We start from the raw sequence: 24,378 nt of genomic DNA on the forward strand, positions 1-24,378 counted from the left end.
AAGTCTGGCTCAAGGAACCTAGGGTCAACGTAGCTGTAGCCTTGCCGATTACCAGCGTTCCAGTGGCGCTGCCTTCATAATTGGCATCTACAACCTTCGCAACAACCGCATAGCTACCTGCATTGGTCGGTGCCATTGCTGAACCATCATACGTGAAGCTAACCGTCAGATCCACAGGATCAGTCGTCACCGTCGCAAATTTCGCAGTTCCATCATAAGTCTGGCTCAAAGAACCTAGGGTCAACGTAGCTGTAGCCTTGCCGATCACAAAGTCACCGGCAGACAATCCTGTAAGGGTCTCGTAGTTATCGGTATCGTCCGGCACAAAGTCAGCCGTGACAGCATATGTTCCGGCATTGGTGTGCGCTCCGTTGACTACGTTGGCCACCGTGCCGGGCACTGAGCTTGTCCCAACTGCAACTACGGCAGTTTGTTCCGTTGCGTCGTAGGTAACGGGTGAATTGGTTATCTCCAGGCTTGCCGTCGCCGTAGCCTTGCCGATCACAAGCGTGCCACTGGCACTGCCTTCGTAATTGTCATCTTCAACCGTCCCAACAACCGCATAGCTGCCTGCATTGGTCGGTGCCGTTGCAGAACCGTCATAGGTGAAGCTCACCGTCAGATCCGCAGGATCAGTCGTCGCCGTCGCAGGTTTCGCAGTTCCGTCAAAAGTCTGGTTCAGATCTGCCAAGGTAACCGTCGCCGTAGCCTTAGTTATATCCGCACTCAACGTAGGTTGCGTCAATGTATAGTTGCCCGCATCGTCTCCCGTTAGCGTATAATTCGTGCTGATCTCAATGCCTGTGCCAACCGTCGCCTGAGCAAACGTGAACACCGGATTAGCACTCAACGCTACATCATCTGGACTAACAACTCCCACCAGGCTCGCTGTACCGCTAACCGTAGCTGTCGTTTTGCCATCGTAGACCTTATTATCGCCAGTAAGACCCGTAATTGTCAGCTCTTTTGCCGCGATATCAAAGTCATTTGAGGTTGCGGATGTGAGCCCTGAAGACGTCGCAGAGAGCGTGTAACCCGTCCCTACCTTGTTGAGGCTTAATCCACTGAACGTGGCCAAGCCGGATACCGCATTGACGGTCGCCGTGCCCGATAGCGTCTCGCTTCCGGCATTGTTGGCGATGGACAGAGTCACCGAGGAAGAATTATTAGTCACCCGGTTGCCATTTGCATCCAGAATCTCAACAGTGATTGTGCCAGTCGATTCACCAATTACCGCATTGGAAGGCTGTGCTACGAAGGCAAGGCTTGATGGTGCGCCCACTTCCACTCCGATATCAAAGGTATCTGAACCCAAATCTGCACCGCCGCTGGACCAGGTGGCCGTGAGCGTGTGTATGCCGTCGCCTACTTTGCTGTTGGTGTAGGTGAAGGTTGCACTTGAGGATCCCGATGGAACGGTGAGGGTGTAAACACCTCCAGATTCTGACACGGTTGTGCCGCCAAATACGGCAGTTGCGGACTCATCTGCACTGCTGAGCGTAAATGCAGTGTTCTGACCGACCGCTACGGCTTCGCCCAGTGCATCGACTACCGTCAAGGTGATGTCACCACTGACCGAGCCTGCTGCAACGGTTGCCGGGTCCGGACCCGTTAATACAATCGATGCCGCTTCCCCCTCACCAATAAAAAATTCAGAAAAATCTGTAAATCCAGTGGCTGTAAGACTTCCTAATCCACCGGACTGTGATCTACTGGATCCTTTCGGAGCTTTCCATTTTTTGCTTCCCGGACCAGATCCTCCAGATTCAGAGAATTTACGTACTGACAGGGTATTGAAGGTGAGTCCAGTGAGCTCCGCGTCAGGTAAGATCAGGGTCACGTCATAGGTAATATCACTGAGCGTTGCATCAGGTACCAATGACCAATAACGCGATGCTTGTTTATCGGACTTGAATCCAGATCCAGCAGGACGATTTCCAACTCCTGAACCATCTTGTACTTTCGTGGATGCAAGGATTCCCGTTCCACCGGGGATTGATCCAGCGGAGAAGTCCAAAGTCACCGGAGCATAGGCGCCAGCGGTTCCAATAGGATACGTAAATGAAGGAGCTGACACTGTGGATGGGAATGTTCTGCGGAGGTTACCTACTACAAATCCATTGGTTCTGTCTATTGCATTTACGCCACTGTAATTGAGTTCATTTGATCCACTGACGGTTAGTTCACCTGCTGTAAGTGTGAGACTATTCACTATGCTCAAATTGCTATTAAGTGTCAGTCCACCTGCACTGTTCAGTGATAGTGATCGTAAAATATGTTCACTCGGACCTTCACCGAATTGGATGCTTCCACTGCCTGTAATCTCAAGCTCTGAATCTTCTGATCCATGTAGCCATCCATCGTTGCCATGTTGCACAGTTCCAGCAATCGACAGGGTATTATTTCCGATGGATATTTTACCTCCCTTGATATCCAATAAAGTGGAGACCGACATATTTCCATGCAGGGTTTGGTCTGTCATCTGTCCAACATTGTCCCAGATCAATTGTTCAAAAGCCTGATCTAACCCTTTATCCAAGCGTGAACCATCTATTCCTGTTACACGTACCGCAGATATCGATGGTGTTTCACCAGGCCGCGTCACCCAGTTTGCAACCGGAATACTACCCCCGTCGCGGGCGTGAATGTACGTTCCACCGTTAAACCTGATTGGCTTCGTTTCGTCTTCGTTGACAAAGGTACCTCCGGAGTTTTGAAGTGCACCACAGACTTCTATCCCATCAGGATTCAAATCACCAGCTGTCTGTTTGAGCGTAAGTGTATGACCAATTGGAATTTCCAGTGTACTGTTGACAATCATATTATGCAGACTCACATTCGAGTCCATCACGATGGTGATGCCACCACCCGGGATGCCAATAATTTCTTCGGGACCAAACGTCGTTGGTACAGATCCGGCTGGAACTGTGGTCCAGTTTGTACCTCCATCTATCGATGTCTCCCAATCGACTGCGTTCCAGTTGCCGGTACTAAGACCATTGGTTACTAGTACGTTCGGAAAAGCTCCCGTCGTGCGGGCTCTCCATAGCGTCCCATCCGTTACAACGAATGGTTCTGTCGTAAATCCTGTTAAAGTGGCTGGATTCCTACCATCGGTTACTGTTAAGGTCGCATCAGCTGGATACGTACCACTTTCTGTCCTGGACGACTGAGTAAACTTGATAAAATCAATAGTTAACGTTGACTGTCCACTTGATAATGTTCCTCCTGAAGGGGTCACTAGCGCAGCATTGGAGATTTCATCCTCATATTGCTCAAAGGTCTTATTCGAAGTAAGCAATATTGGAATATCTGCAGTCGCATTGGTAGAATTCCCAAAGGCATCCTGAAGTTGCACAGTGACAGTGGTACGTGGTACACCGTTGATTGGACTCGTTGGACTCACACTGGTGATGACCAGTCGATCAGCGCTGCCAGCGGTTGCCGTAGCTGTGAAGGTTAGCGGAGATCCTGTCAGACCGGTGCTGGTTGCCGTTAAAGTGTTTGTTCCAGCCATAGCGCCCAAGGTCCAGCTCGTTACCGATGCTATACCATTGGCATCGGTCGTCACCACTGTGGTCGGATCTACCGTACCGCCGCCCGATACAACCGCAAAGGTGACCTCCACTCCGGCAACAGGGTTATCGTTGGCATCGCGTACGATCACGCTCGGAGCGGTCGCCAGCGCCGTTCCGACCGTAGCCGATTGGTTGTCGCCCGCGTTGATCGCGATCTGCGTGGCCGATCCTACTACCACATCGAATGCATTTGAGGTTGCGGATGTGAGCCCTGAAGACGTCGCAGAGAGCGTGTAACCCGTCCCTACCTTGTTGAGGCTTAATCCACTGAACGTGGCCAAGCCGGATACTGCATTGACGGTCACCGTGCCCGATAGTGTCCCGTTTCCGGCGTTGTTGGCAATCGACAAAGTAACCGAGGACGAATTGTTGGTCACCCGGTTGCCATTCGCATCCAGAATCTCAACTGTGATTGTGCCAGTCGATTCACCAATTACCGCATTGGAAGGCTGTGCTACGAAGGCAAGGCCTGATGGTGCCTCCGATGTAAATTCAACCGTCGCTGTGCTAGCAATTAGTACGTCAGCAAGTTTTGCGGTTAATGTAGCTGTTCCAACCGTAGTTGCGGACTTTAGCACTTGTGTGTACAGTCCGGACCCACTCGTCGTCAGTGTTCCATCCAACGTACCCGCATCGGTCTCAAGAGTCAAGGTCTTCCCTCCCAGATCGGACGTATTATTTCCGTTCGCATCCTTGAGCTGGATCGTGATGGTTGCGGTCGATAATCCATCGGCTGTAATGCTCGTCGGATTTGCAGTGATTGTCGACATGGAAGCATCAGCTGCGCCTGTCACTTTGAGATAAATAAGTTTTGTGTCCGATAAGGAAGTTACCCCATCAACCATAGATCCAGAATTCCCTCCATCGTCAACAGTAAGCGTCATCGTTACTGCGCCAGTCTGAAGCGCTGAAAATACAAGCCCATCAGTGGCAGCCAGTGTGGTATTGATCTCTGCAAGTGTACCATTAATAATTACCGAAGCTGTCCCATTATTGAAAATACTGGTGACTCCTCCACTTACTCCAGTCTTAATAGCCAATGTACTTCCTGAATCAACGGATATATCCATGCTCATTTCACCTAAGCCAGCATCTAAGTCTTCGACGCTTATTCCTGTAATAGCCAAAGTAGATCCGACTATCACTGCCAAAGGATTGGCTTCTGTCGTGACTGGAACAGTAAGCACGGGGGCATCATTTACGGGCTCTACTATGACATAAAATGTAATTACTGAAATTTCATCATCATTTATGCCGGTCACTTCAATATCAAAGACCCGTATAACTCCCCCGTCAGGATCTTGACTGATGTTTTCATAATGCAGCGAACTTATCAATGCATTTGCTTGAGCTGCTGTGAGGTTATTGCCTGCGCTACTAAATTGAATGCTTATCAATCCACCCTGAGCACTCAGGGCGTAAGAATAAGTAAAACCACCAAGATCGAACGTTCCGGTCGCTGATGTACTGTTTAAATCTATAGAAAATGCTACTTCCGAAGAATTAATAATCAAAAGCTTCTCATTGACGCCATCCCGGATTAGTGCGGGATCAAAACTAAAAGTAAGGTTCTTAAAACTATCGGGATCTGAGAAAAAATCATTCCCCAAATGTAGGGCAATGGGAGCTGCACCTTCCACATACAAACCATCATTATCGATGATGGTTCCTTTTACTTCCAGCTTAGCCACTTCCTGGTTTGAATCATTGACCAAAACCGCATCACCCTCTACATCACTCAAGGTAAATGTAAAGGTTTCCAAGCCTTCACTGATATTATCATTGATCAGCTGAACCCCTACAGTCTTGCTCATCTCGGTGGGTGCAAAAATCAATTGCCCAGAGGTAAACTCAAAATCATCCAGACTTGCATTGTCATCTGAAGCAATACGAGTTATGTAATTGATAGAAAAAGCTTCTTTTGAATCTGTATTTCTGGTAATTGTAAAATTCAAAATTTCTCCTTCTTTTGCAGAAGCTGGCAATACCCTTACCTGAGGCTTGCTATTGGCATCCAAAATGGTTCCTGTAGCTTCTGATTCAAAGCTACTTATTCTGGTCAATTCATCAATGGTAAGATTGGATACATCAAGGTTGCTCAGGACTATTGTAAATTCCTCTGTACCTTCATAAGTATTGTCTGTTAGCGTCTGTATTTGGATTGTTTTGATCAAGTCATCTGTTGCAAAAGTCAAAGTACCCATCTGTCCTTCATAATCTGCAGGAGACTCGGCTGTACCGTCTATAGTAGTAAAATCAATTTGTTGGGAATTTTGGACTTTACCTGTACGAGTGACCGTAAATGTAATACTACCACCCTCGGTGGCTGATCCACCGCTGATGCTATAGATCACTACACCTTCATCGTTTTCTATGGTACCCGTGGCCCGATTCTCTCCGGGTTTTAGGATTGCACCACCAGTAGGGTTAAACAGAGAAACCGTAAAGGTCTCATCATCTTCCAAAATATCATCGTCTGTAGTCTGAACCTGAAAAGTCTTCACTTTTTCACCGGGTAGAAAAGTGAGGGTTCCTTGGGTAAAGGTAAAGTCATCATCTGATGCTGTATCTGAAAACTCAATAGAGGTCACAAAACTCACCGATTGCTCCACTTGAGCATCCCCTACCCTGGTCACTGTAAAAGTAATGGGATTACCCTCAACCGCTCCCGAAGGGGCAATTGAGAAAGCAGCAGCATCATCGTCATCTAAAATAGTCCCGGCAGCAGCACGAACGTCTATTCTAGTTCCTGTGCTTGGGTTACTCAGCTCTACGGTAAAAGTTTCATCCTGCTCAAACACAAAATCATTGATCAGGGTAACTGTAAAGGTTTTTGAAGATTCACCATCAGCAAATTGAATTAATTCACTTTTGGCTTGAAAGTCGCTAAGAGACGCCGTATTAAGGGCATTCAGTAAGGTAGTCGCTGTAACGAATGCTGATCCGACAGCGGAAGACCTTGAAATGGTAAAGTTGATGCTACCATCGGCTTGATTTAGCCCATCCAATGACTCCAGACTTGCTCCGCCTATTATAGAAAAGGCAGGGGAATCTAAAGTTGTATTCATTGCAGTATCTACTCTATCACTACTACTTTTATATGTGGTATTATCACTAAAAAAAGATTCATTGATTACCAGAAGATAGGCTTCATCATCTTGTATTTCAGGAGTACCTTTATTTACCCAGAAATAAAGACCTTCGATGGTATTTCCAACAGACTTCACTGGTCTGGAAATAACGCCATCTATCTGAATCACCAATCCATCATTAGATAGATAATACAAGGTTCCTACTACGTTATTGCCGGAAAACCGACTTGTTCCTTTTTGCACAAAAACAAAATTACTTCCCACTAAAGAGGGACTTCCTGTAGTGAAACTGTTTGTCTCTTCCTGATAAAAACCTGTACTGGAATGCGCTGCAGCGTTAACTAGCTCATAGACTTTTGGGAAGGAGATGGATACAAAAGTCTCTCCGTCCAAGGTGCTGAGCACTTGCAATCTAAAAACATCACTGACGCTGGCGCCACTAGGATCAGTAGCGGTAATCCGGATATCCAATTGATCCGTGGTACTAGGTGCTATTCCCGTAAAAGACAAGTTAGTAGGGTCAAAGACTAACCATCCCGGTAAGGTATTCCCATCAGACAACTTAGCACGGTAAGTTAATGGATCAGCATCAGGATCAGTAAAACTGTTTAAAGGGAAGGAAAAGGAAAAGGGCAGATTGATGGAAATTTCCTTATCTGGCAAAGGTGTATTGAGAACTGGTGGAGAATTCTCGAAGATCAGGTTAATCGATGCTACAGCCTCTTCACTTTCGTCTTCCCCATCAAAAGCCTCTACCAATATCCTTCGGGGAGTCAAATTACCGGTGACTTCATTGAAGTATAAAACCCCTTTCAATATATCCTGATAGACACCTAATGTCGCATCTCCGGAAATTTCTAAAATAATTTCACCAGTTGCAGTAATGGTATTAGAAATCGTCAGTCCATTTGCCGCTGCGGTAGCACTTGCATTCAAGGCAAGACCTTCTTTCTCAGTACCGTCCAAGGGATTGCTCAGTACCAATTTCAGATAGGTGAGGTCATCTTCCTCTACATCGGTAATCTCTGCATTAGGAGCGATCAATACCTCGCCATTGAGGCTTTGAAAAATAACGGTATTGTTGATCCCATTACTCAGGTTATTTAGATTTACTACAGGGGCATCGTTGACAGGGTTGACAGTAATTGTAACAACATCTGAAGCAGTCAATCCTGTATCATCTGTAGTCAAAACTGTAAGAGATACTAATCCATTAAAGTCTTTTAAAGGCTGATAAATAGGTTGTGAATTTGTATTTCCTAAATATGAATTTAGGTCGTCAAATGTTCCTGAAAACAAAACATTCGATGTTCCGGAGCCTGAAACAGTCACTCCATTGTCAGATGTACCCGTGATAATTCCCCGATCAACAAAAAAACGAATAGTAAAAACAGCAGTGGATGATCCATTGGGTAAATCAGGATCTGAGAAGCTAAAACCAGAAAGTTTTAAATTGTTGTCCTCATCAACTGTCGTGGGAACATTAGTAAAAACATTAGCAGGAGGACTTCCTGTTTCAACTGAGTTTAATGCAAGTGTTACCACCTCACCTGATAAAGAAGAACTGGCTGAGGATGTGCCGCCTAAAGTGGTTAATGAAACAAGGGAGCCGTTACTCTCACCGCTTAAACTTCTATCCCAAGCCCTAAAATCAAAAACAGTGTTTGAAGTAGAATTACTATTCCTCAATCGAATATAAATTCTAGTTTGAGGATTATTCGACAATAAAAAAGCATTTGCCGTGCCAATACTAGTATTATTTGGAAATTCCGTCCAATTTAATCCTCCATTTATTGAAAAATGATAACTTCTTATATCATTACTCGCACCCTTTAAGGCAGTAATTGCAATACCCATTTGGTTTGCTAAAGTTTCATCAGGATCAGATATTCTACCCACTGCAAAAAACTCTGAAACTGGGAAACCGGCAGCAAGACCATCTACTGGAGGAGAAGTTGAAGCTCCACCAGCAACAACAATTGAAAAAGTTGATCCCCCAGAAATCACAGGCCGATCATTGACAGGGGTGATATTCACTACAATGTTTCTGGCCTGGCTTGTCCCTCCATCACCATCACTGATGATCAAGCTGAGCGTACGGGCCAGTACGGGATTATCTTCGTCATTGAAAAAAGTCACTGCCCGAATTACAGCTTGTGCCACAGCGGGTGTCACCAAATCACTACTGAAAAACACCCTGAGGTTGTTTCTTGCAAACCCACCCGAAATAGACCCTATGGTGGAAGACGCTGAACCTGTACCTAATTTTAGATTATTGCCTTCTCTCCATATCGCACCCACTGAATTGTTTTCCACAATCGGAAAACTCAAAATATCTCCTTCAGCCAAGCCACTGACCAGAAAAATACCAGAATTGAAATCATCAGAATCTATGTCAATCACCGTAGCATCAGGAACCAAGTCAGAAGCTGGGGCATTTTCCAAAACTGTTTTGCTCTGCATGTTTAAATCCACCACTGGGGGATCATTGACCGGAGTCACTGTAATCTCCAGGTCACGGCTGATGGTCAATGCTTTAACTCCAGCATCCATCTGCCCAAACTCACCCTGATCACTGATGAAGAATGTTAGCGTAGCAGTTCCAAAAAAATCAGGTGTGGGTGCATATAATAGTCCGTTCAGTGCATCATTGATTGCTGTTATAGTACCAGAGAAAGTCATGGAAATATCATCGCTACCATCTCCTGTAGTAAAGGTTAACCCAGTAGTGCCACTTAAGGAAAGTTTGCCATTGGTGATGGATAGAGTTACTAACAAGTTGTTTGCATCCGGATCACCAACTGAAATGATCCTAGAGGCGAAAATCAAATCATTGTCTTCTGCTACACTTGCAGCGGCAGGAATATTCAAGAAAGGCGGATCATTGACTGGTGTGATATGAACATTAAATTCTTCAGGAACACTTTCAGCCCCAATCCCAGGGGGACCGTCTCTAACGGTAATAGAAAGTACCCTGGAAGGAGTGGGATCATTGTCATTGTTGAAAAAAGTCAAAGACTCAAGAATGTTTTGAATATCTGTAGCCAAAACATCCCTAGCTGCTGGGATCGTTATATCATTATCATTTTCATCTTTCACTACCTGATCATCGATCAATGTAATGGTAAATGAAGCGCCATTAACTCCCCCTGATATGAAACCTATCACTGTGGAAGTCCCATTTCCATTACCTCGCATGACCTGAGAGCCATTACGCCAGATTTTCCCCTCATCATGATTGATGACCCCGGATATGCTGATCACATCCTTAGGGTCGAGACCAGCCACTTTAATTTCCCCACCTTTGAAAGAAGCACTCCCTCCTACCGAAGCCGAACCTCCATCCAGTAAATTGGAAACGGCAGCATTTTCCAAGATAGTTTTCGATTTTTTGGAAAGACTTAGAGTAGGTACAGAGAAATTTTTTGAATTAATTAAATCATGATCTATGGATATACTAACTGTAGAAGTTATATCGCCTTCCGATGCAAAAGTAAAATTCGAATTTGTAAAAAGTAATAAACAAGAGAGACTAATGATAATTAACAAGGAGGATGACTGCATATAAAAATAAGCTCTGTCAAACAATTTAATACAACCACCTATATTCATAATATATCGAAATAAACTATTAATGGGAATTTTGTAGGGGAATTGACCGACCATTCTTCAATTCCTTGTTACCAAGGCAATACTATCCGAAATAGAAAAGAGATAGCGATAAGGAAGTAAATCTATAAAATAATAATGAATTCAATCAGCGAGAAATGACCCGGATTATGAATTATAAACATTAATTAAACTATAAACATATTTAAGTAAATAAAAAGTAAATAAAAATTTATAATAAAGATACTGAGGTTTAAATTACAACCTAGTCTTTCGGGCACTTCGGACTTCTTAGGCAAAGCCGTTATGCGTTCATCCCGCCACGGTGGGCAAGTCGTTAAAAACGTTAAGCATAAGTGATTCGTGAATATGACGCAGTCGCTTCTTTGAACGGTGAACGATTAACATCTCCTTTCGGGTTCTTTGTGTCCCAAAAAAAGCGGAACGAAGCACTCAAAATCCCACAAAGCACACAATATAATTCTTAGAGATCTCCAATGACTTTAGGGAAAAGGTTAAAGGAGAAAGGCTAAAGGGTGGAATTCGCGAATATGACGAAGTCGCTTCTTTGAACGATTAACACTTAACATTTAACATTTCTTTCGTGCTCTTTGGGCTTCTTCGAGTTTTTTGTGACCCTAAAAAGCATCTTTTCAAATTACACTCCTCTTCCTAAACAATTAAGCAGTTAAGCGATTAAACAATTTTTGGTTATTTGCTTATTTGCTTATTTGGTTAACTGAATAGAATAGTGAATATTACTGAGTCGATTTAGGGAAAAGGTTAAAGGCAAAAGGCAAAAGGAAGGGAATCGTGAATATGACGGAGTCGCTTCTTTGAACGCTTAACGCTTAACATTTAACATTTAACATTTCTTTCGTGCTCTTCGTGCTTCTTCGGGCTCTTTGTGATTTCCTCCCAGTAGGGATGGTCAAAATAGGAAAAAGGTTAAAGGCAAAAGGACTGGATTCGTGAATATGACGGAGTCGTCACTCTAAACGATTAAGCAGTTAAGCGATTAAACATCCCCTCCTACCCTATCATTCAGATCTTTGCTATACCTACAAAACTCTTCAAAATCTAGGCCTGTTTCAATTTTCAGGTCACGGATCATGGCTTCTGTATCTGCATATCCACAAAGGGAAAGATATTCATTAAGACTGGTATCTTCAGTTGCTTTCTTCACCATTTTCTTAAGGCAATTGATTCTCATCCTTCGAGTGAGTTGATAAAAAGACTGTTGGTATTCTGAAATTAGCATTTGATTGATCAAATTTTGATCAGCACCTGTTTTTTGTTCTAAGAATTCCAAACTAAATTCTGGATAGGTATAAACAAACTCTTCTTCTAATAAATACTTCAACTCTTTGGCTAAGTTTTTCTTTTTAGAGTTTGAAATGAATCTATAAATATTTTTGATGAAATGCATTAGACTTCTACTTTACATTCATTGAAGATTAAAGCTTCTCTGGATAGGGGTTAAATTAAATAACAAATTTTTAAATATATTCGAAAAACCCCAATCAACCTATGTGATTGAATGGGGTTCTATTTGCTTAATTTAAGATTAAAAACAAGGAACTAGGCATTTTTCTTTAACTGAATATCTTTTCGAATTTCCAAAACAAGATTTTTAATTTCCATTAAACCTTTTCGGGCTCTAGTACCTGCTGCGTTATTGTTCTTTTCATAAAACTTCACGAAGTCATCTTCAAGACTTGCAACCATTTCTTTTAGTTTGTTGAATTCAGACATAAATATTTTATTTAAATTAATGATATTACCACCACTTGATGGTATACCAAATATATATGAATAAATCATCTCCAGCAGATAAAAGCACTATCACAATTCTATCACAAACTTCAAACAAGCACATAAAATTTAGCAGTTCACTCATGAATTACTACTGTTGAGAAAAAATATTAAGAAAAGGGATCGCTAAGAGTGCGGAGGAGCAAAGGATGGACGGATGAAGGGTGAAGGGAGAAAGCGGAATTTAAAAAAAAGGACTCCTTAGGCAAAGCCGTTAAGCGTTAATAGTTAAAAACGTTAAGCGAAGAGGATTCGTGAATATGACGGAGTCGATTTAGGGAAAAGGTTAAAGGCAAAAGGCAAAAGGAAGGGAATCGTGAATATGACGGAGTCGCTTCTTTGAACGCTTAACGCTTAACATTTAACATTTAACATTTCTTTCGTGCTCTTTGGGCTTCTTCGAGTTTTTTGTGATTTCCTCCCGGTAGGGATGGTGGAAAAAGAAAAAAGATTCAATAGTCTACAAAAAAATCGTAGAGATTGACGTCAGATTTAGTCAGCTTTAATTTCCCTCTTAATCTTGTACGCCCTATCTCTATTGCTCTAATGCTCTGACCTGTGATGGCAGATATTTCTTTGGTAGTTAATTGTAACTTGAGGAATGCACTCAACCTTCTATCATTATGAGTCAGGTTTGGGTATTCTTCCATTAGTTTTTCAAAGAATCCAACATATACGCCACTAAACCGGAGTTCAAATTCAGACAAAGTATTGACCGTTTGGCCTGTTTTAAGGCTATTCAAGATTTTATCTAAGTCTTCTTTGAGGGCATCATTTTTTGATAGATTTTTGGTAATAGACTTGAGCATTTCATCTTTTTGCAGTGCTTGCATAGAAGCCAAGGTCAATTCTTTCTGGGTACTTTCTACCCTTTGTTTTAATACTTCTGTTTGTTCCAAATTCTGCTCAGCCTCTTGTGCTAGTTTCTCTTTTTCCGACTGAACCTTATCCAAGTTTTTCTTGACCAAAACTGCCCTTGCATAAAATCCAATAGCAACCAACAGTAAGCCAATCATGGATGCTATGAGCAGTTTTTTGTTTTTCTGATAGAGCAGTTGCAATTGATTTTTTTCTACCCTAAACTCTGCCAGCAACTCTTCTTTGAGTAATTTTTCAGCAGTATTTTTAAGATTCAGAGAATCCTCATACATTTTACTTTGACTGAGATATACAAAGGCAGAGTCCTTGTTCCCTATTTGATCATGAAAGCTTGATAAACTTTTGGAAATATGATGAATATGGGAATAACCTTTTACAGATTTTGATTTGAACAATCCTTGATGAAAAGCCTCAATTGCCTGATCGTATGCGCCTAACTCTACATAAGATATGCCTAAGCTATAATCGAGCATGGCATCAAATAATAAATTTGAATCATCTTCTAGCTTACTCTTCGCTTCAAAATAATACGAGATGGCCTCTTCAATGCGATCAGATTTTCTGTAAAGATCTCCTAAATTATTGAAAAGCTGAATAGTAATTGTCTTCAATTCAGATGAATCCTCTAACAAAGCAATCCCTTTTCTTAATTCCTCTTCTGCCTTTTGATAATCAGACAACCCAGCGTATATAACCCCAAGATTGTTGTGCATAGTGACTCTGCTTAGCCGATCTATCTTGTCTTCGGCACCATAGTATTTCAGAAAATACTTTCTTGCCAATTCGATGTATTCTTGTGCTTGAGCATAATCTTCCATCACTAATCGCAAACTCCCGAATTGGAAGTACCCTTTAGCAAAGCCTAAATCATCTTGATTAACTTCCGCAATTTTGATTACTTCTATAGTGTTTTCTATCGCTTCGGAATAGAGCCCTAAGTAAAAGAAAAATTTACCTAAGTTAAGTTCAGTTTCAAGTTTTAACTTTGAATTATTCAATTGATAAGCTAACTCTTTGGCCTGAAAAGCAAAAGACATAGCCTCTCTGTAGTCTGATCCAGTATTTTTCTTTGACTTCTCAATCAGCTCCATGACCTGAGCGCTATCAAGTAAATCTACAGAGTAAGAAGCTGAATCACTCCGGGAACAGACTGCAACATGAAAACTATTTATAAAAACTACTAGAGAAAAAAAGATTCTATACACTACTTTAATCATTTTGGTAGACTTAATGCAATGCTAAAATAGTGTTGAAAAAATTAAAAATCGAATGCTCCCAATTATCAGTTTTAAAAGGTAAATTAAATGAAACTTATGTTTATTTTTTTGTACATAGTCAAACAACACGATTTGCCTTTTAAGACACTATTTGCCAGAGACTTTCAACTTTAGGCAGAAGAGCTGCATTAATTTTTATAGCGCTATTTTGGACCACCTATACACTAATAGATTAAGTATTAATAAAAAGACAATAATCCCCATGACAATTATCAATCTTTCTTCAATAGAAAATAAATCTATTAGCTCTTGGTCAAAAGCATCCAGTGAAAGAATTGGATATTCAATATCAAATATATCCACAAGCTGAATAGATAACTGGTCATCAAAGCAGTACATATCTTGCTCTTGAGAATTTTCTGGAGAACTTGACAGGAAAGAAAAAGAGATTCTGTTGAGAAAATTGATTTGTACCATAAAAAGTATCTTGGCGGAAACATAAAAAATTTCCACCATTAGTAAAATTTGAAATATTAAAAAAGGCAAGCACATTTGAATTGACAGTTTGGTTTAAATTATATCCATCCCCCTCCGAATATAGCATTTTCTGGATTATCGATTACATCTTGAATATTGGAATAAGTACTTGACTTAGTAGAGAATCTATTAATTGAACGATCTACATCAATATCCAATAATTTCAGCCTTCTTTGCTCACGAATGACTTCAATATCTAAATCAGGTAAGGCCTTATCAATTTGAATATTCCCCTCTACTTTAGACTCCTTATCAATAGATATTTTTTTGGTAACCAAACCTCCTTTCAAAACTGCTGTGTCAGCTAAATTGATACCTTTTGATGCGTAGATTTCTCCCTCACAAGTACCGAAGAGCTCGATCCATTCGGCATGGATCGGCCCCTTTACTTCAGCGTCTATACCGATTATTACTTTTCCCGCACAGAGGACGGTACCCTCTATCTTCCCTTCTATCCTTAGGTCCCCTTTTGTCACGATATCTCCAGCAAAATATAAATTCTTGGAAAAAATAGTTACGTCTATCTCTTTACTTAATCCCATAATAATAAATCTCTTAATTGCTTAGCTTTCAACTTTGAATGTACAGATCACAGTAGTGGAGTTACCAATATCCAAACCCATGGCCCTACCTTTATCACCTCCATTAGCCATCAAACTATTGAAACAATACCCCTTGGCAGCAAGATATGCAGCATCTTCAGGAACTTTAACATCTAGTATGTCCGTAAACTCTTCTTGAAAACAATCTAAAAGCTCATCATAAAGTGCTCCTCCACCAGCTAAATACATGGTACTAGATTTAGAAAAATCATTGTCATCAAATGCCTTTCTCAATGCTGGGGACACTACATCCTCGTAATACTGCCTGAGTACCTTACGCTTAAGGTCTGAAAGATCTACCCTTTTTCTGTTTAAAAAAATAAAGGAGTTTCTGAAGGCTGTGTCAATCTGATGCTCATTTTTCAAATCAAGATAATAAGTCTTAGACAATTCTGCTTCTAGCAACTTGACTGCATATCGCAAACCAAAAGTAGAAACTGAGGACCTTTGTACCAATCCACCTTCTGTAGAAAGTATGGCTTCAAAGGTTCCATACCCGAGGCTGACCACAAAGAAATTCCCTCTTGCAGTGCCAAGTTTCCTGAGTGCTAAAGCACAACTTACTGCTTCGGGCATGACATAGGCATTGTCTACTTCCGCTACAACTTTCTTCTTCCCTCCAGAAGAGAAGGTTGCAGTGTCAAATTCTAGAATATGCTCTCCCACGAGCATTTCCCTTGCTTGGTCTTTATACAATTGAAATGTAGAAAAAGGGAAACCAGTAGTCAAAGTGATCGGATTACCAATCTTATGAAAGCCCAGAAGTAAGCCAGACTTTAAAAGTACCTTGTAGTCTAATTCATCTGGTGCTCCATTGATATTTTTGTGTGGCGAAATACCTTCCGATAATGCGAGATTCCCAACTATATACGCTGTATCCTTTTGAACGATTTTAAGCCCATTCACAAGATCTTTCGAGACAAAACGAAGATCTACATTATTACTTTCGTATACACTTGGAATTTGTTCTACTTCCAAAACGTTTTCAACGTTAATATTCATTCTAGCAGGATTTAATCTTTATCAAATAGGAAGATGGTGAACATCACATAATTGTTTTTAAAATGTGGTGTTGATCATTTTATTATTCACAAAATTACTACTTGAATTCAAATTAAGGCCACAATGACTTTTTAAGTAAATAAAATGCAACTAAACTATTCTACTTAAAGATTAAATATTTTCATTAAAAAAATGATTCATTTAATTTAAAAAAATGCGGCCAAACATTAATGTTCAGCCGCAAAAGTACTAGGGGTAAATTACAGCAACTTACTTATTTTTCCTATCTTGTACGTCTTTTCTGATCTCTTGAGCAAAGTTTTTTAATTCAAGCATTCCTTTTCTGATTCGTGTTCCAGCAGCTTTATTTTGCTGTTCATAAAACTTAGTAAAGTCTGCTTCTAATGCATTTACTAGGGCTGATAATTTTTCGAATTCTGTCATTTTAAGTTTTTGTTAATTTGGATTGAAATTTAAAGTACTATTATTTTAATTTATTAATCATAGGAAGCGGAAAATCCACGCCCATTTCTGATTTAAAATCATCGAGCATGGATTGAATAGTTATATATCCAGTGAATTTAGCATACTCCTGAAGACTCAGAGCTCCGCCATATTTATAAAAAAAACTAATCAAATACTCTACTCTGCTCTTTTTAAGCCAAGCATCAAATGATAGATCAAATTCTTCAGAAAAAAGCAAATTGACGTCTTCTTCAGACAATCCCAATTCTATAGAAAGGTTGGCTAAATTGAAATTTTGATTTAGAAACCTTTGCTCTACATGTACGAACCTATGTAATGCCATCAGAATGACTTCCTGTGATCTTTTATTACTGCTTTCCTCAGAAACACCCATTTTTATTAGCAGATACTTTTCATTTAAACTTGCCTTTATAATCATCGAGTAAAAAGATTTTTTTCTTTAGAATAATTTTTCTGGATGATTAAGATTCTAAATTATAAATTAATGAATAACAGTAATTTCAATCAGGACAGGTATTTTAAAAAATGGAATTTAAAGTAAATTAAAAGAAACATATCAAAAGGATTTCCATTCCAATACAGCGTAATTCAAAAACTTCCTTTAATTCCTAATTAAAGATTGTGAGGTCAATTTTAAAAACATTTAAAACAGATCATTTACATAAATTTACATTATTTTTATTTTATTAGTTGTCGGGTTTAAGAAATCTTATCTTTATTCAAAATCAATGCTTTACACGTAGGAGTGAAGAAGAAAAGAATGAAAAGATTTATAAAACCTATCCTTGTTAATCCCAATTTTTTGATCAGTTTGATCATATTCATCCCCCTGCTTTATCTTACCGGGCAAGTCTTTTTGATATCAATGATTTACCTCCTTGCTTGTTTGACATTAGGCCCCCTTACACTTAAAACAATTCATTTTTTGGAAAACAAATATGAAGTACTTGATCCTAATGGTCTTAAAAACCCAGTGCTTGTTTTAGGGGGGGGACATGATACACTAAATAATTTACCATACAATCAACAACTGACAAATGGAGCATTAGGACGAGTAGTAGAGGGATTGCGGTTATTTCGAGCATCAAATTCCAAAACTTTGATTTTTTCTGGCCCAAGTTTGGCTGAACATCACCCCACTCAAGCGGAGATTCAGGCATACATGCTAAGTGAAATTTGTGAGCTCAGCTCAGATGCTATTCTCAAACTCAACACCCCCACAACGACTGAGGAGGAAGCAATCTCCTACGCCCAGGCCTTGGGTAGTATTTCACCAATCCTTGTCACCAAGGCCATACACATGCACAGGGCTGTTTTAACTTTTAATAGCCAAGGAATTCAGGTCATTCCAGCTCCTTGTAATTTCATCGTCAAGAATAGTAAGCAACCTTGGTTCCTATGGCTGGTTCCAGCTTTCAGCCAAGCGCCTTATCTTGGGGAGTTATTAAAAGAATCTTTTGGTCTTTTGTTTTTAATGATCAGAATAAAAGCCAATCCAAAACCAATTTTATCAAAAGTTTAGATAATGGGAAAATTTATCATTTCGGAGACTGAAACTAATTGCAAACAAACTGGAAAAACCATCAAGAAGGGGGAATCGTGCTTTTATCATCCAGGGCTAGGTCATTTTCATCCAGAGAGTGTGGTCTACAGAGATAAGAAGATTTCTGGAGGAAGTAGAATGGGAAACTTTAGGAAGAAATAAGAGATATGCCCTTATTTTTATGAGAAATTGGAAAAAAATTAATAATTCTACCTATTCATTTGTAGTCAATAGCAAAGAAGTTGCGACTCTTGAGGTTGTCTTGAACTCAAAAAACAGTGAAGCTATAATAAATATAGGACAAACTCAATATACTTTTAGTAGGGTTGGATTTTGGAAAAACTCAATTGAAATAACAAATAATATTGGGTTAACGATTGGAAGAGTATATGCTGAAAAATGGCATGCCAATTCATTTATTTTTGAACATAAAGCGATAAAATACAAGCTTCAAGTAAGAAATAATCCACGTGTGGAATGGGCGATTACAGCTGCTGGCAAAGATATACTTGCATATGGATTGAATACCGTCAAAGACAATGGCGCTGTCAGTATCAAAATCACAGGCATAGCAAGTCATGAAGATTATTTATTCGACGCCTTGTTATGGTATTTGCTCATGCCTACCTTATCCGATAGTAATGGTGATCATTTTACTTTTTTGTTATTGCTTACAGCGCAATAGAAAGGTATGAAAATCTATACAAAAATGCCCGATAGGTTAAAACCATTCTTTCTTAAAGAATTAGAAATTGCAAATAGGTACTTCTCAATGAGAGATTTCAAATCCAGTTGGCTTCATTTTGAGCGTGCCCATATCCTTGGCCAACCATACCCCTATCAGCACACCCTGGTTCATTGGAAAATGTTACTTTTTGGTATAAAGATCAAAGACTTTAAAGAAATCATCGGCCAAATACCACGTTTACTCGTCGGAGGAGTCAAATCATTTGTTGGCGAAATCCCGGTTGGAAATACCGGAGGGGCAAATGTGCCTCCTTTAAAGCGAATGGATATTCCACAGGATTTACAGTTGATCATTAACGAATGCAAATGATTGACTTTAAGCCAAGAAAAGTAAGAGCCATTTTGGTTTTGGTTATCATTATTCACCTAACACTAGATGGTCTTTACCGCTCAATGGCTTAATCCCAAAATCTAGATGATTTTGGATTAAAAGATTCATTCACCCAAATTACAGCTGTTATTGGCATTTCATTGCTTATCGTATTGTGTGAGCATGACAAAACAACAACTGATCAAATGGGCTAAATCTTTTTGACATTAGTACCTGTGGTAGCCATGCTCGGTTATGAACTTATTCAGTTGCTAATCCCCCCACTAAGGTTTGATGTTCAAGACCTTATTTTCACCCTAGTGGGGGGTATTTTTGCATGGTTTCTTCAATCCGTAGTCGTAAAGCAATAATTGGTATTGCCTTCGGATCCATAGATCAATTGATGCCGACTTTTTTTACATTATCTCCAGGCACCCTGTCAATCAAATAATTGTACGGATCTATCCCCACAAAATGGGGTTTTTCCTTGGTTCTGAATTTAAATGTATTCCCCTCTTGCGTGACTTTTAGTCGTTCATAGACCAATGGTTCACCCAAAAGGTTTTTATTTTCAGTAAATCCAAAAACCCCAACATCAATAAAATCTGCAATAGGTATGGCTGTTTCCTTCCCTAAAGAGTCTGATCTGAATTTCTTGGACTCAGTGGTAAATTCGACAATGTACTCCTCTCCTTCCTGCGTATAATTCGCATCCAGTACCCGGTTAGAAAATAAAGTAATATTGAGGAATAAATCGTCAATTACATACTGCAAGCTATCAGGAGTATGCGCTCTGAAGACCCTAACCGCATCCATGGAAGTAGGATAAGGTGGCTTCTGATGCTTAAATTCCTCAATAAGCTGCCTAAGCGCAGCATTGACCTGTTCTTCACCGATCATTTCTTTGAGGTAATACATGGCTACAGAACCTTTTTCGTAGTGAATGTATCCTTGCTGTTCGGTCTCAACCAAGGGGCGTTCAGCTACAAATTCACTTCCTCTTCCTCTCAGGTAACCATCCATTTCGTATCTGAGGAATTTTCGCATTTTATCCCTGCCGTATTCCTTTTCCATGACCATCAAGGCTGAATATTGCGTAATGGCTTCCATCAACAATTCGGCACCTCTCATATTGGCAGCGATGACCTGATGGGCCCAATACTGATGGGCAGTCTCGTGGGCAGTCACGTAAAATACCAAGTCGATATCATCCTCTGTAACTTTTCGAAGATCTGTAATAAAACCGATACGCTCACTGTAAGGCATGGTTCCCGGAAATGACTGCGCAAAACCAGCATATCGCGGGAATTCCACAATCCTTAGCTGACTGTGATCATATGGACCAAAATGAGCAGTATAGTAATCCAGAGACTGGGACATGGCGCTGATAAAATTCGGGATATTGTATTCGTGGCCTGGCACATAGTACACTTCTATAGCCACATCCTTCCATCGCTCTCTCTCCACTTGATAGGCAGCAGACAAGAATGAAGTAAAATGCACTGAGGGTGCCTCTTGTTCGTATTGGAAGTATTTTCTTCCATTTTCTTCCCATTCCCGCACTAGTTTTCCCGGGCTAACAGCAATCTGATTGGGTGATGTTCCTATGACTGACTTCACTGTGATCCAATCACTGTCCTTTCCTATGTAATGAAAATTCCGTGCCTCTAGGTTGTTTTCATCCAAAACGGGCATACGTTTCTTCTCTGGAAGACCTCTTTTCCGTCTTTTGTTGCGATCAGATAATTCATTGCTTGCCTGATAGCCAAAGCTAGGGACCATTTCATAGGAGTAAAAAAAGCTGCCATTTTTTAAAATACTGGTATTGGTAACCCTATTCTCAAATCCCTGGGTGCGCTTTTCTCCCGAAACCTTCATGATAAGTTGCTCCCCGGGCTGTAAAGGCCGGGCCAACTCATAAATCCGGTAGCCCAATTGGTCATCATCCAATCGAATACTCGCTCCTTCAATGCTGATTTCAAGTTTATCTTTCGAATCAGTCATCGTAAAATGAAGTTCACTGATCGGCCCATCTGTCCTATTTTCCATCACGCCCACAACCTCAAAAGTCAGATCCCTATCCTCAGGATATAGTTCAATACGATAATCCATGCTAACCCACTTGGGCTGAGGAATATTCTCGTGTACCTTATACGTTTCCTCATAAGCTACCCGAATATCTTCCCATTCCTTGCTTGTTTTGTAGGTGTTCAGGACTTGGGTATTGTAATAAACATGTGCACCTATGGCCAGGAAAGCAGCAATGAATACGAAAAAGACAGCCTTCGAACCTGCAAATCGCTCCTGTGCATCTTTCCACCTGCCTGCTAGGGCAGTAGTCTTCCCTCTCATAAAAAACAAATAGGCTACATACACTAATAACAATGCAAAAGCACCCCAGTAAGCCTGAAACCAAGCAGTAGCCGTGGCCCATGGACCAAAGCCGTTGACATCCGAATATGAACCCCTTGAGACAGCACCGTAACTGACCATCAAGGATTCTATTTTAAGCAGTTCAAGTACATAGTCGGAGGCAATAATAAATACCACAAAAACAAAATAGGCTATGTAACGATTGTTGATCAGGTAATGGAAGAATACAGCCAATACCGTGAGATAAGTAAAAAATAAGAAGTCATTGACCAATAAAGAACGGGCATATACGCCCAATTCAAAGTTGAAATACCCATAAAAACTCTGGGCAATAACACCAATGACAATGGTCGTCATCAGAATCAGCTGGATACTGATCAATAAAGCAAGTATCTTAGATGAGAGAAACAAACCTGTCGCAGCCGGTGTGGCATCCTTGATCTCATCCAAATGGGCATCTCTATCCCTCCAAACCAATACCCCGGAATAGAAGATAATGATACCGATAAGGAACAAATAAAATGCTCCTGAAATGCTGTCAATCACATCATAGGTCAGTGGATAATTACTACTGCCATACCTGCCCGTAAAAAAGGTAAGCCCAGTAATGAGATTGATTATACCAATAATCAGGATAATCAGAAATGTTTGATTCTTGACAATGGCTTTCAACTCAAACAATACTAGTCTTCCAAATACAGCGAAAGAAAATTTATTCCCGCTATCGATGGTCACAGCAGGTCTTTCAAATACAGCCGAGGTTTCTGACAAAGCTTTGGTTGCCTTTTTTTCTTTCTTGACCTTTTCATTCTTTTGCTGAAAGGAAAAGCGCGTATATAATAACAACAAGAATGCAGCAGCTACACCTACCCACACCAGCCTATTGATCAACAAGTCTCCTTTCAGGAACACAGCCGTGGTATTCAATTCCTCTACCGTAGCATATTTATTGGCCAGTCCAACCGGATAAAAGCCAAACGGATCCAGTAAATTGGCTAACCATTCCTTTTCTATATCTGCTATGAAATTACCAGCAATGGCATAAAGCACCAGTAAACCCATGGCTCCGATATAGGAGACCATATTGTTTCGGAAAGTTACCGCAAGCGCAAAAGTCAGTACACCAATGATAAAGGTATTGGGAATCCCGAAACTGAGAAATCCCTGAATATGCCCCTCCCAATAAATAGGCCCAAACCTATTAGGATCAGCCCAGGGCATATGCGGTCCGATCAAAGCCCCTACTGAAATCCCCAACAAAGGAACCAAGGCAATCAAATAAGCTCCTAAAAACTTACCAAAGAAATAGGATGAACGCTTGATGGGATAAGAAAAAAGGATTCCTGAAAATCCAGATTCAAAATCTCTATTGGCGGTAGCATTCATAAAGGCGGTAGTCATCAACAAAGCGATCAAGGACATCACCCCATAATATTGCTGTATGACCGACGGCGCATTTTTCTTTACACTGGTACTTGCGCCTCCAATCTGAATGTCATCACTGCTTACCGCACCAAATACCAATAGCCCGATTATCAGGAAAAAAATCCACAACATGGGGCTCTTGATCCAGGTTTTTAGTTCTTTTTTTAAGAATACAAACATGATATAGGGGTTTAGACCAGTTGATTGATTTTAGCAAAGAATACATCTTCCAAGTTTGCCTCCGCTTTGACAAAGTCATTGGCAGGCTCTTCTTCTGCAAACACATGAATCAATGGTTTTCCTCCCACCAATTTATCTGAGATTACCGCATAGTTTTCTCTGTATTCGGGAAGCATGCCTTTTTCAATGCTTTTTTCATACACCTTTCCTTCAATCAACTCCAAGGCTTGATCCACCCCACCATGATAGAGGACCTCTCCTTTATTCATGATTGCCATTTGTGTGCAAAGTTCCCGAACATCCTGTACAATGTGTGTGGAAAGTATCAAAATGGCTTCCTCTCCTATTTCACTCAGGAGGTTGTAAAATCTATTGCGCTCTCCGGGATCCAAGCCTGCAGTAGGCTCATCCACAATAATCAATTTGGGATTCCCTATCAAACACTGGGCAATCCCAAAACGCTGCCGCATACCTCCTGAGAATGATTTCACAGCTTTTTTTCTGTGTTCAAAAAGATTCACCTTTTGAAGGAGGTAGTTTACCAACTCTTTTCTTTCGCCGGAATTTTTCACCCCTTTCAATAGTGCCAAATGGTCCAATAACTCCACTGCTGAGCTTCTTGGGTACACCCCAAATTCCTGGGGAAGATAGCCCAATACTTGCCGAACTTTATCTTTCTCGTTTAAAACATCAATATCACCTAAGCGAACATTCCCGCTGTCTGCATCTTGCAGGGTGGCTAGTGTGCGCATGAGAGAAGATTTCCCAGCACCATTAGGCCCTAGGAGTCCAAACATTCCTTTGCCTATGGTGAGGCTAACATCCTTCAGGGCATGTACCCCGTTGCCGTATTGTTTGTTGAGGTTGTTGATTTCTAATTGCATAAGATTTTGGTTATGGTGTTACTATAAAATTAAAATGAGAATATGCCAGAATATCGTATTGAAGCGACACCCTATTGCAATAATTTAATATCTGTCTAC

Annotated in this window: 15 protein-coding genes; 4 read left to right on the forward strand and 11 right to left on the reverse strand. The window is 40.7% G+C overall.

Annotated features, from left to right (window positions below; translation table 11 throughout):
* The 9 genes from CHB66_RS12555 to CHB66_RS12595 all read right to left on the reverse strand — a co-directional run.
* The coding region (locus tag CHB66_RS12555; protein ID WP_089241482.1) for an MBG domain-containing protein at positions 1-10,045 on the reverse strand (10,045 nt) is incomplete at its 3' end.
* 1,252 nt (positions 10,046-11,297) lie between these two features.
* Positions 11,298-11,708, reverse strand: a complete 411-nt coding sequence (locus CHB66_RS12560) for a hypothetical protein (RefSeq protein ID WP_089241484.1) — start codon at positions 11,706-11,708, stop codon at positions 11,298-11,300.
* A gap of 152 nt (positions 11,709-11,860) precedes the next feature.
* Positions 11,861-12,034, reverse strand: coding sequence for a histone H1 (locus CHB66_RS12565; RefSeq protein ID WP_089241720.1), 174 nt, complete (start codon positions 12,032-12,034; stop codon positions 11,861-11,863).
* A gap of 512 nt (positions 12,035-12,546) precedes the next feature.
* Positions 12,547-14,190, reverse strand: coding sequence for a tetratricopeptide repeat protein (locus CHB66_RS12570; RefSeq protein WP_089241486.1), 1,644 nt, complete (start codon positions 14,188-14,190; stop codon positions 12,547-12,549).
* 195 nt (positions 14,191-14,385) lie between these two features.
* Entirely contained in the window at positions 14,386-14,667 is a 282-nt protein-coding gene (locus CHB66_RS12575; RefSeq protein ID WP_141107401.1) for a hypothetical protein, read from the reverse strand.
* Positions 14,668-14,765: 98 nt separating this feature from the next.
* The gene (locus tag CHB66_RS12580) at positions 14,766-15,269 is read right to left on the reverse strand and encodes a bactofilin family protein (protein WP_089241490.1); all 504 of its coding nucleotides are present in this window, start codon (positions 15,267-15,269) and stop codon (positions 14,766-14,768) included.
* Positions 15,270-15,290: 21 nt separating this feature from the next.
* Complete coding sequence (locus CHB66_RS12585; RefSeq protein ID WP_089241492.1) at positions 15,291-16,331, reverse strand: ParM/StbA family protein; 1,041 nt, start codon at positions 16,329-16,331, stop codon at positions 15,291-15,293.
* A 270-nt stretch (positions 16,332-16,601) separates the two neighbouring features.
* The gene (locus CHB66_RS12590; RefSeq protein ID WP_089241494.1) at positions 16,602-16,775 is read right to left on the reverse strand and encodes a histone H1; all 174 of its coding nucleotides are present in this window, start codon (positions 16,773-16,775) and stop codon (positions 16,602-16,604) included.
* 40 nt (positions 16,776-16,815) lie between these two features.
* Complete coding sequence (locus CHB66_RS12595) at positions 16,816-17,235, reverse strand: helix-turn-helix transcriptional regulator (RefSeq protein WP_089241496.1); 420 nt, start codon at positions 17,233-17,235, stop codon at positions 16,816-16,818.
* 507 nt (positions 17,236-17,742) lie between these two features.
* Here CHB66_RS12595 and CHB66_RS12600 point away from each other — a divergent pair.
* From CHB66_RS12600 to CHB66_RS12615, 4 genes are read left to right on the forward strand one after another with little or no spacing between them, the layout of a single operon-like run.
* Complete coding sequence (locus CHB66_RS12600) at positions 17,743-18,339, forward strand: YdcF family protein (protein ID WP_170932491.1); 597 nt, start codon at positions 17,743-17,745, stop codon at positions 18,337-18,339.
* A 3-nt stretch (positions 18,340-18,342) separates the two neighbouring features.
* Complete coding sequence (locus CHB66_RS12605) at positions 18,343-18,522, forward strand: hypothetical protein (RefSeq protein WP_089241500.1); 180 nt, start codon at positions 18,343-18,345, stop codon at positions 18,520-18,522.
* 19 nt (positions 18,523-18,541) lie between these two features.
* The gene (locus tag CHB66_RS12610) at positions 18,542-19,045 is read left to right on the forward strand and encodes a hypothetical protein (RefSeq protein WP_089241502.1); all 504 of its coding nucleotides are present in this window, start codon (positions 18,542-18,544) and stop codon (positions 19,043-19,045) included.
* A gap of 6 nt (positions 19,046-19,051) precedes the next feature.
* Positions 19,052-19,417, forward strand: coding sequence for a DUF3703 domain-containing protein (locus tag CHB66_RS12615; protein ID WP_089241504.1), 366 nt, complete (start codon positions 19,052-19,054; stop codon positions 19,415-19,417).
* A gap of 396 nt (positions 19,418-19,813) precedes the next feature.
* Here the strand turns inward: CHB66_RS12615 and CHB66_RS12620 are convergent, their stop codons facing one another.
* Positions 19,814-23,395 (reverse strand): M1 family aminopeptidase, encoded by a 3,582-nt coding sequence (locus CHB66_RS12620; RefSeq protein ID WP_089241506.1) that lies wholly within the window; start codon positions 23,393-23,395, stop codon positions 19,814-19,816.
* Positions 23,396-23,406: 11 nt separating this feature from the next.
* Entirely contained in the window at positions 23,407-24,279 is an 873-nt protein-coding gene (locus CHB66_RS12625; protein WP_089241508.1) for an ABC transporter ATP-binding protein, read from the reverse strand.
* Positions 24,280-24,378 lie beyond the last annotated feature (99 nt).

Origin of the sequence: Belliella buryatensis (assembly GCF_900188245.1) — a bacterium.
Taxonomy (GTDB): domain Bacteria; phylum Bacteroidota; class Bacteroidia; order Cytophagales; family Cyclobacteriaceae; genus Belliella; species Belliella buryatensis.

Coding starts and splice junctions, on each gene's coding strand:
- CHB66_RS12560 (WP_089241484.1), bottom strand. CDS start 11,708: ATGCATTTCATCAAAAATATTTATAGATTCATTTCAAACTCTAAAAAG.
- CHB66_RS12565 (WP_089241720.1), bottom strand. CDS start 12,034: ATGTCTGAATTCAACAAACTAAAAGAAATGGTTGCAAGTCTTGAAGAT.
- CHB66_RS12570 (WP_089241486.1), bottom strand. CDS start 14,190: ATGATTAAAGTAGTGTATAGAATCTTTTTTTCTCTAGTAGTTTTTATA.
- CHB66_RS12575 (WP_141107401.1), bottom strand. CDS start 14,667: ATGGTACAAATCAATTTTCTCAACAGAATCTCTTTTTCTTTCCTGTCA.
- CHB66_RS12580 (WP_089241490.1), bottom strand. CDS start 15,269: ATGGGATTAAGTAAAGAGATAGACGTAACTATTTTTTCCAAGAATTTA.
- CHB66_RS12585 (WP_089241492.1), bottom strand. CDS start 16,331: ATGAATATTAACGTTGAAAACGTTTTGGAAGTAGAACAAATTCCAAGT.
- CHB66_RS12590 (WP_089241494.1), bottom strand. CDS start 16,775: ATGACAGAATTCGAAAAATTATCAGCCCTAGTAAATGCATTAGAAGCA.
- CHB66_RS12595 (WP_089241496.1), bottom strand. CDS start 17,235: ATGATTATAAAGGCAAGTTTAAATGAAAAGTATCTGCTAATAAAAATG.
- CHB66_RS12605 (WP_089241500.1), top strand. CDS start 18,343: ATGGGAAAATTTATCATTTCGGAGACTGAAACTAATTGCAAACAAACT.
- CHB66_RS12610 (WP_089241502.1), top strand. CDS start 18,542: ATGAGAAATTGGAAAAAAATTAATAATTCTACCTATTCATTTGTAGTC.
- CHB66_RS12615 (WP_089241504.1), top strand. CDS start 19,052: ATGAAAATCTATACAAAAATGCCCGATAGGTTAAAACCATTCTTTCTT.
- CHB66_RS12620 (WP_089241506.1), bottom strand. CDS start 23,395: ATGTTTGTATTCTTAAAAAAAGAACTAAAAACCTGGATCAAGAGCCCC.
- CHB66_RS12625 (WP_089241508.1), bottom strand. CDS start 24,279: ATGCAATTAGAAATCAACAACCTCAACAAACAATACGGCAACGGGGTA.